Genomic DNA, 15871 nt, shown 5'->3' with positions numbered 1-15871 from the left:
GCACAGCTTGCGACTTTAGTCTAAGCGCGCCCGTTTTCGCCGTTGCCTCAAGTCTTTGGCTCAGGGCATTTGTGCACATCCCCTCGAGGAGATCCTGCTCTGTGAAGAACATCAGCGCCACGCTCGCGATCGTCTGGCGAATCGCCGGTCCCTATTTCCGATCCGAGGACAAATGGGCCGGCCGCGGCCTGCTCGGCGCCGTCATTGCCATGGAGTTGGCGCTGGTGGCGATCGATGTACTGGTGAACCAATGGCAGAACAGGTTCTACAGCGCACTGCAGGCGAGCGACTGGGACGCCTTCGTCACGCAGATCTGGATCTTCGTCGCCCTCGCCTCCACCTATATCGCGCTGGCAGTCTACAAGCTGTACCTGAACCAATGGCTCCAGATCCGCTGGCGGCAATGGCTGACCCGGCACTATCTCGGCGAATGGCTCGAGAGCGCCACGCATTACCGTATGCAGCTCAAGGGCGATGCGGCCGACAACCCGGACCAGCGCATCACCGAAGACGTCAAGAACTTCGTCGAGCAGACCTTGACGATCGGGCTGGGCCTGCTCTCCTCGATCGTGACGCTGTTCTCCTTCGTGATCATCCTCTGGGGCCTCTCCAACGCCGCACCGCTGCACCTGTTCGGCACCGACCTCATGATCCCCGGCTATCTGTGCTGGGGCGCGCTGATCTACGCGATCTTTGGCACCGCGCTGACGCACTGGATCGGCAGCCCGCTGGTCAACCTCAATTTCGAGCAGCAGCGCTATGAGGCCGACTTCCGCTTCAACCTCGTCCGTGTCCGCGAGAACTCCGAGCAGATCGCGTTGCTCAAGGGCGAAGGCGCCGAACGCGGCCGGCTGCTGGATCGCTTCGGCTTCGTGATCGGCAACTGGTACGCCATCATGAGCCGGACCAAGCGCCTCACGATGTTCACGGCGAGCTATCAGCAGGCCGCCGTGATCTTTCCCTATGTGCTGGTGGCACCCGCGTTCTTCGCCAAGAAGATCCAGCTCGGCGACATGATGCAGACCGCATCCGCCTTCTCCAGCGTACAGGGTGCGTTGTCGTTCTTCGTCACGGCTTACCGGTCGCTGGCGGAATGGCGCTCGATCGTCGCCCGCCTCGACGGCTTCGAGATGTCGGTCGCTTCCGCCGCAAACCTGCCGGCGCATGAGCCTGCGATCGCCCTCGAGGCCGCGGGCGGCAGCCGCATCATCTGCCTCGAGCAGCTGTGCGTGAACCTGCCCAACGGCACGCCGCTGGTCGCCGCCGATGCCTTTGTCATCCAGCCTTCGGAACGCGTGCTGGTGACCGGACCGTCCGGCTCCGGCAAGTCGACGCTGTTCCGGGCCATCGCGGGCATCTGGCCGTTCGGCACCGGTGCCATCCTCGTCCCCGAAAAGGCCCGGCTGATGATGCTGCCGCAGCGCCCCTATTTCCCCGTCGGCATGCTGCGCGACGCCGTGGTCTACCCGGCAAAGCCTGATACGTTCGAGGCTGCACGTGTGAGGGACACGCTGATTGCGGTCGGGCTGCCCAACCTCGCCCGACGCCTCGACGAGGACGGTCACTGGAACCGGATGCTGTCGCTCGGCGAGCAGCAGCGCCTTGGGCTCGCCCGCGCCCTGCTGCATGCACCCGACTATCTCTTCCTGGACGAGGCCACGGCGTCGCTGGACGAGCCGTCCGAGGCACGGCTGTACCGGCTGCTGGCAGAGAAACTGCCGCAGGCCACCATCGTCTCGATCGGCCACCGCTCAACGCTCGACGCCTTCCACACCCGCAAGGTGGCGATGATGCAGGACGGCGAGATCCACGTCCTCGGCAGCGCCGGCGCGCCGGCCGAGAAGGAGCCGACCGCGGCGCGCTGAGGCGGCAGCGGCCGCCAGGAGCCTGAGCCCTATGTTGCGGCACATCCTACGAGACGCCCGCCTTGGGCGGGCCCTCAGGATGAGGTCGCGTCTGGTGGCCAGGTATTAGACCCTCATGGTGAGGAGCGCCGCCTTCCGGCGCGTCTCGAACCATGCAGGCCGAGCTCTCTCACAGACGGTACGACACACCCCAAAGCAAAAGGGCGGCAGATCGCTCTGCCGCCCTCGTAAGTAGTCTCGGAAGAAACTTACTTCAGGTTGGTCATCGCCGTCAGGTCGAACGACAGCTTGGCGATGCCGGCCGCGCCGCACCAGTTGGAGCCGACACCCGTCGGATTGATCGGGGTCACGAAGGTGCCGCTCGACGCCGTGATGTTGCCGCGTGCCGAGAAATCGCTGGTGAAGGCGTTACAGTCACCCTTCGACAGGTCCGTATCGGAGTAGCGCAGATCCAGCGTCATGACCTTGTAGGTGAACCCGATGCCGATGTTCCAGGTGTTGTAATCGGCATATTTGATGCCGTTCGGGAAAGCCGGCACGCCGTAGAAGCTGTCGGAGGTGCCGAGCCACTGACGGCCGAACTCACCCGACACATACATGCCGACGCCGCTCGAGCCGAACACCGTGCTGGGCGCGGTATACTTGCCGACGATCGAGGTGTAGTTGCCCCAGGCGCCCGAGTTCAGATAGCTCGGGGTGTAGTATTCGTTCAGGCCGAACGACCAGTTGTCGTTCACGGTGTAGGTGAACTTGCCGTAGACTTCGAAGAAGCTCAGGTCCTTCTTGATCACGTTGGTGTTGAGCAGGGCCTTCTCGGCGCAATCGGCGCCCTGGAAGACGCCGGCGTTGTCGATGCCGGTGCCGCCGAAGTAGCAGGTTCCGCCCGGATACAGGTAGCCCCACACGCCGATGTCGAAGGCGAACGCACCGAAGGTCGGGCGGATACCGCCGTAGACGTCGATCTCGGCCGCAGCGCGGTTCGGGAAGGAAATGCTCTCACCGGCCACGCCGACATAGAGCTGGAGGTCCTTGGTGACGTTGTAGCGCGGCTCGAAATAGGCCGCGACCGATGGTTTGTGGTTCGACTGGGTGATACCGCGGAAGATGTAGTCGCTCATGATCGCGCCGCCGAAGGCGATATCCCAGGGATCGAAAGCAACCACCGGCGGGGCCTTCTTAGCCTTCACCGCCATGTCCGCCGCGAAAGCCGAACCCGACGTCACCATTGCCAGCGCCGTTGCCAACAAAGCCACTTTTTTCATTTCGATCCCCATCTACCCGTTCTTACTTACCAGTCGGATCCCGGAAGCCCCCCGGGGTCGTGCGACCTATTTGCAAAATTGCGTTACTGCGACAATCTGGAGCGAGGGATGCGAACGGTGAAGCAAAAAGCGCGGGCATCTGCCGACTTTTTAGGCGTTTTAACGTTTCCACGAAAGGTTGTCGGCCTGTGTGGCTTCTCGATCACATTATTTGCACTCCATAGTGCACAAGGGGGCCGTGCAAGTACGGATACCCTTCGGCCTCGTGGTGCCGGCGCCACGAATCAACCGACCTCAAAGAAGCGGCAGCATCCGCCTCCCATGCGGCGATGCAAAAAGGCCGCAGCGTCACCGCCACGGCCTTTCTGCTTGCGGATATTCCAAGGGATCGAGAAAGGCCTTAGGCCTAGCCCTGCCCCTCGGCCGGCGTCGGTTCCGCAGAAGACGAAGGCATCGCCCAGCTTGTCTCGGCGACAGGCTCGGGAGCCGGGGCTGCCGCCGGCGCTGACGGCTTCGGCGCGGGAGCTGCCTTCGCCTTCTTCGGTGCCGCTTTCTTTGCAGTCTTCTTGGCGGCCTTCTTCGGTGCAGCCTTCTTGGCCGCCACCTTCTTTGCTGCCTTCTTGGCAGCCTTCTTCGGGGCGGCCTTCTTCGCAGATTTCTTGGCAGATTTCTTCGCGGACTTCTTGGCTGCCTTCTTCTTCGTCGCCTTCTTCGCGGTCTTCTTCGCCGCTACAGCCTTCTTGGCCTTTTTGGCCTTCTTGCTTTTCTTCTTCTTCGCTTTCGCCATCGTGGTCCTCCTGTTGCCGCCGAACAATGGTCGATCGGGCGCCTTCAGTCGTCACCTCGGGAGGAAAGTTCAGGCTCTGAAAGCTCAAACTTGCGCGTTCAGTGCCGGCCGCGACCCGCCCGTAGCCCAATCGAGAAGCTCAATCGTGTGTACGACCGGAACTGACGTGCCACTGGCAATCTGCACCATGCAGCCGATATTGCCCGCGGCAATCATGTCCGGCTTGACGCTCGCGATGTTGGCGACCTTGCGATCGCGCAACCGGCCCGCAAGCTCGGGCTGGAGAATGTTGTAGGTCCCCGCCGAACCGCAACACAAATGGCTCTCGGGTACATCTTTCACCACGAATCCATTCTTGGAAAGCAATTCTTTCGGAAGCCCCGTGATTTTCTGTCCGTGCTGCAACGAACATGCGGAGTGATAGGCGACGACGATGTTGTTGTCGCCTCGCGCAGTCGTCGCGAGGCTGAGGCCGGCGACGTATTCGGTGATGTCCTTGGCGAGCGCGGACACCTTCGCCGCATCGGCGGCAATCGCAGCGTCCTCGCGCAGCAGATAGCCATAGTCCTTGATGACCGTGCCGCAGCCGGAGGTCGTCACCAGGATGGCGTCGAGCCCCTCGCCGGCCGCCTCCGCGGTCCACGCCGCAACGTTGGCACGCGCCCGCGCCAATGCATCGTGGTCGTTGCCGAGGTGATGGGTCAGCGCTCCGCAGCACTGCTCGTCTCTGACCAGGACGACCTCGATGCCGTGACGGGTGAGCAGGCTGATGGCGGCCTGGTTGATGCGCGGCGCCAGTACCTGCTGGGCACAGCCCTGGAGCAGCGCGACCCGGCCGCGCTTCTTGCCGAGGGCTGCGAACACGCTGCCCGGGAGGGGGCCCGGTGACGGCAGCCGATGTGGGGCCAGCGCCAGCATCGCCTTGATGCGCTGGATCAGGCCGGGCGTGGCCGAGGGCCGCGGCGTCGGCAGGAACACGGCGAGCGGACGGGCCAGCCGCGCCAGCACCATGCTCCAGCGAAAGCGCTGCGGGTCCGGCAGAACGAAGGCCAGAACCTGGCGCAGCAGCCGCTCGGCCAGCGGACGCTGATAGCGCTGCTCGATCCTGACCCGGGCCTGGTCGACGAGGTGCATGTAATTCACCCCCGAGGGGCAAGTCGTCATGCAGGCCAGGCACGACAGGCAGCGGTCGATATGCTTGACCACCTCGGCCGTCGGGGTCTGGTCTTTCTCCAGCATCTCCTTGATCAGATAGATGCGGCCGCGGGGGCTATCGAGCTCGTCGCCGAGCAGCACATAGGTCGGACAGGTTGCAGTGCAGAAGCCGCAATGGACGCAGGCGCGCAGGATCTTGTCGGCTTCCGCGAGATCGGGATCGGCGAGCTGCGCCAGCGAGAATTCGGTCTTCATGCCGCAGCGCCCCGGCTCAGGCGTCCCCGGTTGAGAATGGTCTTCGGATCGAAACTGGCGCGCACCCGCTCGCTCAGGGCGGCGATGCCGGGTGCCTGCGGATGGAACACATCGACATCGCGCCTGACATCCTCGGTCGCCCGGATCAGCGTGGCATGACCCCCAACCGCATTCGCGCACGCACGCACGACCGGGGCATGCGCGTCGCCCTTCGGCGGCAATGCGGCCCAGATCAATCCGCCGCCCCAATCATAGATCACGTCGCCGCCGGTCTCGCGCGCCAATTGCGTCCCGAGCGCCGCACCCGATGCCGGCGGGCAGACGATCCGCCAGATCGGCCAGGCCCCCAGCGCACCGCCGGCCGCGAACGGCAGCACGTCGCGCAGCGTCGCCCACAGCGCGGACGACGCTGCGTCCTCGATCAGGATTGCGGTTCCGAACGGCGCCAGCAATTCACGCAGCGAGCCGGCGCGGTGGGCGGCGGAGGCGGTGATGCCCTCGAGCCGCAGTGCGGTCAGCGCCTCCCCCTCGCCTGCAATGTCGCCAAGCCCGTCGGCCCTGGTCCGGAACGCGGATTTCGGCAGATGCGCGGCACCCGAGACGTCAAAGGGCGAGCCGAGCGCCGCGGTCATCGCCTTGTTGGCGGCGGCATCATCCAACCCGCGCAGCAGCAGCGTCCGCTCGGCCTCCGGCTTCGGCATCACCTTCAGCGTGACCTCGGTCATCACCGACAGCGTGCCCCAGGACCCCGCGAGCAGCTTGCAGAGGTCGTAGCCGGTGACGTTCTTCACCACCTTGCCGCCGGTCTTGAAGCTGTCGCCGAAACCGGACACGGCATGCGCGCCGAGCAGGTGATCGCGCGCCCCGCCCGCCCGGATGCGCCGCGGCCCGGCAAGCCCGGCCGCGATCATGCCGCCGATGGTGCCTGATACCGGCGTACCGAGCAGCGGCGCGGTGTTCATCGGCTCGAAGGCGAATTGCTGGTTCTTGGCATCGATCAGCGACAGCACGTCGGCAAGCGGCGCCCCGGCCTGGAGCGTCACGATCAGCTCGTTGGGCTCGTAGGAGGTGACGGCATTCAGCGCAGAGATGTCGAGCACGGCGTTGGTCGCCATGGCGTGGCCGATGCTGCGCTTGGAGCCATGGCCGATGATCTCGAGCGGCTGCTCGTTGGCAATCGCCGCGCGCACCACCTCTTCGACGTCTTTGGCGTCTCTGACCCTGAGCGTATCCACGGGAAAAGGCGGTAGCGAAATTCGCGCAGGAAATCAATTCGACCAAGGCTCGTATCCCTCATCCTCACGGAGGCCTCGTCTTCTCTTCAACCCGCGGCGCAAGCGCGAGTACCGGCTTGTGCAGCCCGCTGCGGCGCATCCGCGCTTCGATCATCATCGAACCATCACGGCCCGACTTTCGCTACTGATCGAATGGTCCTCTTCCCAACGGAGTTCCGACATGAACGAGCAGGCGATGAACCAACAAGCCATCCATCAGGCAATCAGCGGCGGCGGTCTTCTGGTCGTTGCGCAATGGGAAGCAAAGCCCGGTGAGGCCGACAAGGTCGCAGGGATCCTCGACCGCTTCCTGCCGGAAGCGCAGCGCGAGGACGGCGTCAAGCTGTTCCTGATCTCGCGCGGCAAGGACAATCCGGCCCAGTTCCTGTTCTACGAGCTGTTCCGCGACGAGGCCGCTTTCAAGGCGCACCAGGAGAGCGCGCATTTCAAGACCTGGATCGCCGGCCAGGCGCTGCCGCTGCTGGCAAAGCGCGAGCGGGCGCAGTACGGACTGCTGTGAGTGGTCTTCTTCCTTCTCCCCTTGCGGGAGAAGGTGCACCGTCACCACGGCTGTCAGAACCGCGGAATGTCCGGAAACGCCAGCTTCCCCGCATGCACATGCATGCGGCCGAGCTCGGCGCAGCGGTGCAGGGTCGGAAACACTTTTCCGGGATTGAGCAGGCCCTGCGCGTCGAAGGCGCATTTCAGGCGCTGCTGCTGGTTCAGGTCGATCTCGGTGAACATGTCGGGCATGAGGTCGCGCTTCTCGATGCCGACGCCGTGCTCACCCGTCAGCACGCCGCCGAACTCGACGCAGGCGCGCAGGATGTCGGCGCCGAACGCTTCGGCGCGCTCGATCTCACCGGGCTTGTTGGCATCGTAGAGGATCAGCGGGTGCAGATTGCCGTCGCCGGCGTGGAACACGTTGGCGCAGCCGAGCTGGTATTTTTCCGAGAGCTCGCGGATGCGCGCCAGCGCCTTCGGCAGCGCACCGCGGGGGATCGTGCCGTCCATGCAGAGATAGTCTGGCGAGATGCGACCGACGGCGGGGAATGCGGCTTTGCGGCCGGCCCAGAACAGATTGCGCTCCGCCTCCGAGGTCGAGATCTGGCAGGTGGTCGAGCCGCAGGCATTCGCGATGGTCTCGACGCGGGCAATGAGCTCGTCGACCTCGATCTTGGGCCCGTCGAGCTCGATGATCAGCAGCGCTTCGACATCGAGCGGATAGCCGGCATGGACGAAAGCTTCGGCGGCGTGGATCGCGGGCTTGTCCATCATCTCCATGCCGCCGGGAATGATGCCGGCGCCGATGATGCGCGCGACGCATTCGCCGGCCGCCTCGACCTGCGCAAAACCGACCATCAGCGCGCGCGCGGTCTCCGGCTTTTGTAGGATGCGCACCGTGATCTCGGTGATGACGCCGAGCAGGCCTTCCGAGCCGGTGATGACGCCCATCAGATCGTAGCCGGCGTTCTCACACCCTTTGCCGCCGATGCGAAGGATCTCGCCGCTCATCAGGACAATTTCGCAGCCGAGCACGTTGTTGGTGGTCATGCCGTATTTCAGGCAGTGCACGCCGCCGGAGTTCTCCGCGACATTGCCGCCGATCGAGCAGGCGATCTGGGAGGACGGATCCGGCGCGTAATAGAAGCCGGCATGTGCGACCGCCTGGCTGATCGCGAGGTTGGTGACGCCGGGCTCGGTGACGACGACGCGATTGTCGAAATCGATCTCGCGGATGCGCTTGAACTTGCCGAGCCCCAGCAGCACGCCGTCTTCCAGCGGCAGCGCGCCGCCGGACAGGGAAGTGCCGGAGCCGCGCGGCACCACCTTGATACCCTGCGCGGCACAATATTTCAGGACCAGCGAGACCTGCTCGGTCGTATCGGGCAGCACCACGACCATCGGCGGCTGCCGATAGGCGGTCAGCCCGTCGGATTCATAGGCCCGCATCTCGGCGGCACTGTCGATCACGCCTTCGCCTGATACGATTGCGCGCAAGGCGGCGACGATCTCGCTGCGACGCGCCAGCACTGCCTGGTCGCTTGCGGGCATCATGATGGCCATTTTAAGAAGCCTTCGTCCAACGGATGGAATTGTCCCGGCAAATCAATCATGTCTTGCCGTCTTTGGGTAGGTCCTCCAAAGGTCGCATTGCTTTGTTGCAGCGCAAGTTCTCTCTGGGGCAAGTCTGCTATCAGGAAACCTGTCAAAGTTTCGCGGCTTGTCCACTTGCACCGGACCTGCCAAAACCACGACCCTCCATCTGACCCGGGAAGAGACGAAGAGCACCCTTATGACAAAACTGACTTTCGGCGCGCTGGTTGGCCTCGCCATGACTGCCGCAGCGTCCACCGCCATATCTTCCAAAGCGATGGCGCAGGACGCCGCCGCGGGCAAGACGTCGTTCAACAAGTGCCTGGCCTGCCACGCCATCGGCGAAGGCGCCAAGAACAAGGTCGGCCCCGAGCTCAACGGTCTCAACGGCCGCAAGTCGGGAACTGCGCCGGACTACAGCTATTCGGATGCGAACAAGAATTCCGGCATCACTTGGGACGAAGCCACGTTCAAGGAGTACATCAAGGACCCCAAGGCCAAGATCCCCGGCACGAAGATGGCGTTCGCCGGCATCAAGAACGAGACCGAGATCAACAATCTCTGGACCTTCATCTCGCAGTTCGACAAGGACGGCAAGATCAAGCAGTAAGCGCGCAAACGACGGCCGCCCGGGCTTCGGTTCTGATTGAGTCAGAACCGAAGCTCGGGCTTCTTGTTTTGACGCGTTTTCTTCACGCGAACCAGCGTCCACTGCGCTCGAAACGCTTTAGTCGGCGGCCGCCTGCGCCGGGACGATTTTCCCGATCATCGTCTCGATCTCCGTCTTCACCAGATCCGGCACGGCGTTCTGCACCATGTGGCCGAGATCGGGCAGCACGATCAGCTTCGCATTCGGCACCGTCGCGGCAAACGGGCGCGCGTGGATGCCGGTTTTCACCGTCTTGTCGGGCTCGCCGGCGATGATCGTGACCAGCGCCTTGATCTCGCCATAGCGCGCGACTTGCGCGGCCACGGACTCTTTCAGCGTCACCAGATCATAGGCATTGGCGATGAACTCGCGCGGGCGCAGCAACAGCGGGGTCGCGGAGTCCTGCACAAAACCATCCGGCATAACTTGCGGCAAGAACACGTTGCGCGCCCCGGACTCGGCGACGAAATAACCGAGCGGCAGCGTGATGGTATAGGCGAGCAGCGCGCCGACGATGGGCGTTGCGATGAGCTCGTTGTAGCGGCCGACGCCGCCGCGCCAGGGATGGGTGACGGGCGCCAGCATCACGAGGCCGGCGACCCGGCCCGCATGATCGAGTGCGAGGCGCGCGCCCAGCGCGCCGCTCCAGGAGTGCACCACGAAGACCGCGCGCTCGATCCCGAGCTTTTGAAGCGCCTCGTCGATCATCCGCGCCTGAACCTGCGGCGTCGAATCCTGCCGCCGCGCACGCGTGCTCCAGCCGTGGCCGGGACGGTCGACCAGGATCACGCGATGATCCTGAGCGAGGAGGTCGCCGAGCGGACGCCGCATCGCTTCGAGGTTGGAGCTCGCGCCGTGCAGCATCACGATCGGCAGGCCGGCCTCGCGCGGACCGATGTCGACGACGTGAAGCACAGCGCCGTCGACCTCGATCATGCCGCCCTGCGGCGGAAAGGCGCGCTGCACGGCAATGATGCCGGCCTGCGTGACCAGCGCCAGCAGGACCAGCGCCGTCACGATTGACATCACGATCATGGAGACAATCCGGGCGATCCAGGGCACTTCACAATTACGAATACGGCACGTGGCAGTTTCGCCCGGGGCATTTCAACACTTCCACCGGAAAAGAGGGGCTGTGGATATGTGCATAATTGCCGACCTGAAAAGATCAATGGAATCAAGGCATTTCAAGATGGCACGGAAGCTTCGGAACAGCTTCATGCGGTCGTCATCGCGGCTTCCATATAATCGCCATGGTCGGTTCCGTCATTTAGGCCCGGGTGGGCGCCGATCCTCCTCGCAACCCCGGGGATTGCGGGAAAGACCGGCAGGATTTGTCCTGGTTTGAACCGGAGGATTTTCGATGAGCTTCAGATCGAACGACACTGCGATCGACGAGATTGTCGCGAGCTGCAACGGCGACCTGCGCGGTGCCGTGCGGGCGCTGCTCCTGATCAATGAGCATCTCGAGGCGGAGCTTGCCAAGGCCTACGCCGCGGCTGCCGATCGCGGCCTCGCCGAGCGCGGCGGCAGCGTGCTGCATTAGTCCTGGTTCGTACTGTCCTCGGCCTTTTCCTCGTCGGGGGCGGGCGCGGGACAGGCGCGAATCGTCGAGCGCGCAAGCTTGGCATCGGCCATGGACTTGTAGGGACCGTCGCCGAACCAGATATCGCCGATGATGACCGGGTTGCTGGTCACGATGTCGCATTTGCCGGTGGCGCGATTGCCTACCACCCAGAACAGTCCGTCGGCAAAACTCATCGTTCCCGACGCGAGCAGCAAGCTACCCGCAAAGATCAAACGCTTCATGGCTTTGCTCCTGCAATGCAGGTAAGCCTGTGGCGGTGCCGGCAATAGAGCCAAAACGCCGCGCTTGCCATTGTGGTTAATCCGCGGGCGCCGCATTCACTCAAGAAATGATCGAGTTCGAGGCTAGATGTCGCGGCCTTCGACCTTCTCGGTCAGCGCCTTGACCTGATCGGGGATCTTCTCGAGGTGCGGATTGACGGCGAGCGCCTTGCGGTAGGCCTCGAGCGCACGCTTCTCGTCGCCGACCTCCTGCATGATCATACCGAGGCCGGCGAGCGCGCCGAAATGGCGGGGCTCCCGGATCAGCACCTCGCGGATGTCGGCGAGCGAGCGGCCGTAATCGTTCTGCATGTAATAGAGCGTGGCGCGCCGGTTCCAGGCCTCGATGTAATCGGGCCTGAGCTTGATCACCGAATCCAGCAGCTTGATCGCGATCTCGATCTTCTGCGCGTCGACCGCGGTCTTGGCCCGCGACATCAGAAGCGCCGCGGTGTCGCTCGGGGTCTGGAGCCAGATCGCCCAGATCCGCGCCTCGACATGCTTGGCGCTGACCTCGTCAGGCGCCGCCTTCAGCGCGCCAAACAGGAAATCGAGATTCTTGCTGCGGTCGACCTTGGGCAGCTTGGACGGCGCCTCCGGAAGCTTCTTCTGCTTGCCGGGCGGGGGCGGCGGCTCAATCTGCTGCGCCAGGGCCGGAGCGAGACCTGAGGCTCCCAGAACCAGAGCCAGGCACAGCGTGCGCACGAAAGGGAATCTCACTGCCATGGTGAAAGTCTAAACGCGCAAAGCCGCCCTTGCAAAGCAAAGGCGGCGTCAAACTCGTGTGAGACCGTGGTCTTGCGGGGGCGCGCGAAGGCGACCGGCAGGGCAGAGATCAGCCCTGGCGAGCCTTGAAGCGGCGCTGCACCTTGTTGATCACGTAGACCCTGCCCTTGCGGCGGACCAGGCGGTTGGCGCGATGGCGACCGCGCAGCGACTTCAACGAGTTACGGACCTTCATGGCAGAATCCTGAACGTTCGAAAGGCCGTGTTCGGCACTACCGTTTCGGCACGCGCGAATGTGGCAAAATGAGATCTTTCCCGCTGGCGGACCGACCGCCCGGGACGGGGCGGTTCTTAAGGCATGGCGGGAGGTGATGTCAATGTTAACCGCCCGGTTCCGGCCCAGCAAAATGGTGAAAACAACCCCATGCACAGTAGAAACGGCCGGATCGGCCCGATCTACCCAGCCAGAGGTCGTGCACAGCAAAGACTTTTGCCGGTTGCGGTTTTGCCCCCAGCGACGCCTTGCCAAATTCGTTATATCATATAATCAATTTGACAACCCGTCGGGAGGAAACCAATGCCGAAGCTGAAGCTGCCCAATATCGACGATGTCGTCGCCATCGACATCCACACCCATGCCGAGGAGCCCTGCGGCTGCCATCCCGACGACGGCTATGACGACTTCCAGGCGCAGATGGCGGAGTACTTCAAGTCGCCGAACAAGCATCCGCCGACCGTGCCGGAGACCGCGGCCTACTATCGCTCCAAGAACATCGCCGCGGTGATCTTCCCTGTCGATGCCGAGCGCGAGACCGGCTTCCGCCGCTACAACAATTACGAGATGCTGGAGGTCGCCTCCGACCATCTCGATGTCCTCATCCCCTTCGTCTCGATCGATCCGCACAAAGGCAAGCTCGGGGCACGCGAGGCGCGCAAGCTGATCGAGGAATACGGCGTGCGCGGCTTCAAATTCCACCCGACCATGCAGGGCTTCTACGCCAACGACCGCATAGCCTATCCGCTCTATGAAGAGATCAACAATGGCGGCGCGATCGCGCTGTTTCACACCGGCCAGACCGGCGTCGGCTCGGGCATGCCCGGCGGCATGGGCATGCGGCTGAAATATTCCAACCCGATGTACATGGACGACGTCGCGGCCGATTTCCCCGACCTCAAGATCATCCTCGCCCACCCCTCCTTCCCCTGGCAGGAAGAGGCGCTGTCGGTCGCGACCCACAAGCCCAACGTTTACATCGATCTCTCGGGCTGGTCGCCGAAGTATTTCCCGCCGATCCTGGTGCGCTACATCAACTCGATCCTGCAGGACAAAATGCTGTTCGGCTCGGACTGGCCGGTGATCACGCCGGACCGCTGGCTGTCCGACTTCGCCAAGATCGATATCCGCGACGAGATCCGGCCGAAGGTGTTGAAGGCGAATGCGAGGAAGTTGCTGGGGATCTAGGCGCGTCCTCATTGTAGCCGCGCGTTGAGGGCTTCGATCCCGTTGATCGAAGCCCTCACGCTCACTCAGACCTGCGCTAGGCCTCCATCGACGAAGACCTCGCCGCCGGTCATGTAGCTGCTGTCCGAGGACGCCAGGAACGCAGCCACCGCCCCTGTCTCGGAGGGATTGCCCACACGCCCGATCGGCGTGCCGCTTCCGAGCGCATTGAACGCTTCCTCGCCGACGACCTCCAGTGCCAGCTCGGTCTTGGTCGGTCCCGGAGACAGCACATTGACGCGGATGCCGGTGCCGCGCAGGTCCTGCGCCCAGCTGCGCGCCAGATTGCGGATCGCGGCCTTGGTCGCGCTGTAGATGCTGAACTGCGGCGTGCCCATCACACCCGTGCTCGAACCAGTGAGAATGATCGACGACCCCTTCGTCATCAACGGCAGGGCCTTCTGCACCGTGAACACCAGCCCCTTCACGTTGACGTCGAAGATCTGATCGTAGTGCTCGACCGTGATCTCACCGAGCGGCGCAAAAGCTCCGGTCCCGGCGTTGGCAAAGAGAACGTCGACCCTGCCTCGTTCGGCCTTGACCGCCGCATACAGCCGATCGAGATCGGACAGATCCGTCACCGAGCCCCTGACGGCGCGCGCCGAGGGGCCCAGCTGGGCAACGGCGGCGTCGAGCGGCTCCTGCCGCCGCCCGAACAGATAGACGAACGCGCCTTCGTCGACGAACCGTTTCGCCGCTCCAAGTCCGATGCCGGTTCCGCCACCGGTCACCACTGCCGTCTTGCCCTTTAGTCTGCTCATGATGTGCTCCTTCATTGAGGTTGCACTGAGCTGGCGGCCTACCCACTTATCGACAAGTATGCACCTTTTGGTAAGTACCGAAAAAATGTCAGAGCCGACCTTTCCGCCGACACAGACCCCACCCCCGGTCCAGAGTTGCACGCCGACTTTGCCCGGCTTCACCTGCGGCCTCGATGCGACCCTGCGGGTCATCGCCGGGAAGTGGAAGCCGCTGATCCTGTACTTCCTCGCCCAGGACGGACCGACCCGTTACGGCGAGCTCCGGCGCGCCATACGCGACGTCAGCGACAAGGTGCTGATCCAGCAGTTGAAGGAGCTGGAGGCCGATGGTCTCGTGAAGCGGACCGACCACAAGGAGGTGCCGCCGCGGGTGGACTATAGCCTCACCCCTTTGGGTCACAGCCTCGCCCAGGCCCTCGTGCCGCTCTGCGCGTGGGGCACGGAGCACATGGCGGAGGTCAGCCGGGTGTTCGCCGAAAGGGCGACCTGGACGCGGCGAGGACGTCAGCCGACTGTCTAAAGCGCGATGAGATTTGGATGAATCGTCATCGCACTTTAGGTTGTTGTTTGCGCATGATCTTTCCGGAAAACCGCTTCGCACTTTTCCGGATCATGCTTTAGAGCGGGATGAGATTTGGTTGAATCGATGTGGGCTCAGGGCTCGATTTACCTCGCCCGTAGGGAGAGGCATAGGCCGCCCTTGGCGGCCTTTCTCAAAGGAACGCCGAAGCGAAGCTTCGGCTATGTCGCATCGAAGATGCGATCCGGGTGAGGGGATCTGGTCTCGCTGCGTGCCGCATCCCCGGCTCGTCGATCGCGATGACCTGCATCCAAGATATGGCCCGAACTCACCGTAGATGGGGATGACGAGGCCCGATAGACGGTCAGCTTTCGCGACGCATCGTTCGGGTTTCTCGTCATCCCCGGTTCGATCTCTTTAAGTGGTCGGCACGGGCGTGTTGAGCAGCTGCTGCTCCCACAGGAACGCGATGCCACTACCGCCGGCGTGCTGCGTAATCACTTCCGTCAGCTTGACGGCCTGTTCGGTCCGGGCCCAGTCGCGCTGCCATTCGGCCGCCAACGCCATCCAGGTCATCATGTTGGCGCCGGCCGCGATCATGCGCTGGATGGCGACCTGGTGGGCCTCGACCGAAACGGCTCCGCACGCGTCGGTGATGACAGTGACATCCCAGCCCTCACCGAGAGCCTGGATCGTCGGCATCGCGACGCACACCTCGGTCCACAGGCCAGCGATGATCAGCTGCTTGCGGCCCGTCGCCTTGACCGCGTCCACCACCTTCCGGTCCTCCCAGGTGTTGATCAACGTCCGGTCGATGACCTCCTGTCCGGGGAACACATCGGTGATCTGGGGAAAGAGCAGGCCGCCCCGCTCTGCGATGACGGTCGTCAGGATGGTCGGAACGCCGAATGCCTTGGCGGCCTTTGCCAAACCCGCGGTGTTGTTGATCACCATCTGCGGTTCGTGGCTGTTCACGTTCGCGAGTTGGTAAGGCTGGTGGTCGATCAAAACAAGTACCGAGTCTTGGGGACGAAGAAGCGAAGCAAGCCCATTACGAAAGCTCATCAACAGATCCTTTGCTGTAGTTGTGAGTGGTTTGCGCGAGGCATGCGCCGAACTGCCGCGCAACCTGAGAGCACGAACACTGTCATTCCCGTTTGCGATACGATAG

17 protein-coding genes are annotated in these 15871 nt (G+C 63.5%); 6 read left to right on the top strand and 11 right to left on the bottom strand.

Annotated features, from left to right (window positions below; genetic code table 11):
• Positions 1-101: 101 nt before the first annotated feature.
• On the top strand, positions 102-1865 hold the full coding sequence (locus GGD63_RS13960; RefSeq protein WP_183242816.1) for an ABC transporter ATP-binding protein/permease: 1764 nt from the start codon (positions 102-104) through the stop codon (positions 1863-1865).
• A 248-nt stretch (positions 1866-2113) separates the two neighbouring features.
• Here the strand turns inward: GGD63_RS13960 and GGD63_RS13955 are convergent, their stop codons facing one another.
• The 4 genes from GGD63_RS13955 to GGD63_RS13940 form a co-directional block, all read right to left on the bottom strand.
• Positions 2114-3127, bottom strand: coding sequence for a TorF family putative porin (locus GGD63_RS13955; protein ID WP_183242814.1), 1014 nt, complete (start codon positions 3125-3127; stop codon positions 2114-2116).
• Between the two features lie 406 nt (positions 3128-3533).
• Positions 3534-3914 (bottom strand): histone, encoded by a 381-nt coding sequence (locus tag GGD63_RS40125; RefSeq protein ID WP_246785472.1) that lies wholly within the window; start codon positions 3912-3914, stop codon positions 3534-3536.
• A gap of 84 nt (positions 3915-3998) precedes the next feature.
• Complete coding sequence (gene glcF / locus GGD63_RS13945; RefSeq protein WP_183242810.1) at positions 3999-5324, bottom strand: glycolate oxidase subunit GlcF; 1326 nt, start codon at positions 5322-5324, stop codon at positions 3999-4001.
• Positions 5321-6559 carry an FAD-binding protein gene (locus GGD63_RS13940; RefSeq protein ID WP_183242808.1) on the bottom strand — a complete coding sequence of 413 codons (1239 nt, stop codon included), beginning with the start codon at positions 6557-6559 and terminating at the stop codon, positions 5321-5323. Before GGD63_RS13940 ends, glcF begins: the two co-directional genes overlap by 4 nt.
• A gap of 235 nt (positions 6560-6794) precedes the next feature.
• On the opposite strand from GGD63_RS13940, the gene GGD63_RS13935 reads away from it, so the two are divergent.
• Positions 6795-7118 carry a putative quinol monooxygenase gene (locus GGD63_RS13935; protein ID WP_246785471.1) on the top strand — a complete coding sequence of 108 codons (324 nt, stop codon included), beginning with the start codon at positions 6795-6797 and terminating at the stop codon, positions 7116-7118.
• Positions 7119-7171: 53 nt separating this feature from the next.
• Here GGD63_RS13935 and GGD63_RS13930 read toward each other — a convergent pair whose 3' ends face one another.
• Entirely contained in the window at positions 7172-8665 is a 1494-nt protein-coding gene (locus GGD63_RS13930; RefSeq protein WP_183242804.1) for an FAD-linked oxidase C-terminal domain-containing protein, read from the bottom strand.
• A gap of 229 nt (positions 8666-8894) precedes the next feature.
• Here GGD63_RS13930 and cycA point away from each other — a divergent pair, with 229 nt between their 5' ends.
• Positions 8895-9305 (top strand): cytochrome c-550 CycA, encoded by a 411-nt coding sequence (gene cycA / locus GGD63_RS13925; RefSeq protein WP_183242802.1) that lies wholly within the window; start codon positions 8895-8897, stop codon positions 9303-9305.
• A 117-nt stretch (positions 9306-9422) separates the two neighbouring features.
• Here the strand turns inward: cycA and GGD63_RS13920 are convergent, their stop codons facing one another.
• The gene (locus GGD63_RS13920) at positions 9423-10379 is read right to left on the bottom strand and encodes an alpha/beta fold hydrolase (protein ID WP_183242800.1); all 957 of its coding nucleotides are present in this window, start codon (positions 10377-10379) and stop codon (positions 9423-9425) included.
• 328 nt (positions 10380-10707) lie between these two features.
• Here GGD63_RS13920 and GGD63_RS13915 point away from each other — a divergent pair, with 328 nt between their 5' ends.
• A complete protein-coding gene (locus GGD63_RS13915) occupies positions 10708-10890 on the top strand; it encodes a hypothetical protein (RefSeq protein ID WP_018648440.1) in 183 nt (60 codons plus the stop codon).
• Here GGD63_RS13915 and GGD63_RS13910 read toward each other — a convergent pair.
• The 3 genes from GGD63_RS13910 to ykgO all read right to left on the bottom strand — a co-directional run bounded on the left by GGD63_RS13910 (position 10887) and on the right by ykgO (position 12153).
• Positions 10887-11153, bottom strand: a complete 267-nt coding sequence (locus GGD63_RS13910) for a hypothetical protein (RefSeq protein WP_183242798.1) — start codon at positions 11151-11153, stop codon at positions 10887-10889. The two genes, GGD63_RS13915 and GGD63_RS13910, sit on opposite strands and share 4 nt — an antisense overlap.
• 123 nt (positions 11154-11276) lie before the next feature.
• The gene (locus GGD63_RS13905; RefSeq protein ID WP_183242796.1) at positions 11277-11918 is read right to left on the bottom strand and encodes a tetratricopeptide repeat protein; all 642 of its coding nucleotides are present in this window, start codon (positions 11916-11918) and stop codon (positions 11277-11279) included.
• Between the two features lie 109 nt (positions 11919-12027).
• Entirely contained in the window at positions 12028-12153 is a 126-nt protein-coding gene (gene ykgO / locus GGD63_RS13900) for a type B 50S ribosomal protein L36 (protein ID WP_006611362.1), read from the bottom strand.
• A gap of 342 nt (positions 12154-12495) precedes the next feature.
• Here ykgO and GGD63_RS13895 point away from each other — a divergent pair, with 342 nt between their 5' ends.
• The gene (locus GGD63_RS13895; protein WP_183242794.1) at positions 12496-13380 is read left to right on the top strand and encodes an amidohydrolase family protein; all 885 of its coding nucleotides are present in this window, start codon (positions 12496-12498) and stop codon (positions 13378-13380) included.
• Between the two features lie 65 nt (positions 13381-13445).
• Here GGD63_RS13895 and GGD63_RS13890 read toward each other — a convergent pair whose 3' ends face one another.
• Positions 13446-14180 (bottom strand): SDR family NAD(P)-dependent oxidoreductase, encoded by a 735-nt coding sequence (locus tag GGD63_RS13890; protein ID WP_183242792.1) that lies wholly within the window; start codon positions 14178-14180, stop codon positions 13446-13448.
• A gap of 148 nt (positions 14181-14328) precedes the next feature.
• Between GGD63_RS13890 and GGD63_RS13885 the strand changes: the two genes are divergently transcribed.
• Positions 14329-14700: a helix-turn-helix domain-containing protein gene (locus GGD63_RS13885; RefSeq protein WP_183243079.1), complete on the top strand. Its 372-nt coding sequence runs from the start codon at positions 14329-14331 to the stop codon at positions 14698-14700.
• A 417-nt stretch (positions 14701-15117) separates the two neighbouring features.
• Here the strand turns inward: GGD63_RS13885 and GGD63_RS13880 are convergent, their stop codons facing one another.
• The gene (locus GGD63_RS13880) at positions 15118-15765 is read right to left on the bottom strand and encodes a hydrolase (protein WP_183242789.1); all 648 of its coding nucleotides are present in this window, start codon (positions 15763-15765) and stop codon (positions 15118-15120) included.
• Positions 15766-15871: the final 106 nt, after the last annotated feature.

The organism is Bradyrhizobium sp. cir1, from assembly GCF_014198245.1.
In the GTDB taxonomy this organism is placed as follows: Bacteria; Pseudomonadota; Alphaproteobacteria; order Rhizobiales; family Xanthobacteraceae; genus Bradyrhizobium.
Note: the sequence above shows the minus strand (reverse complement) of the source record. Positions and strands in the feature narration are given on the sequence as shown.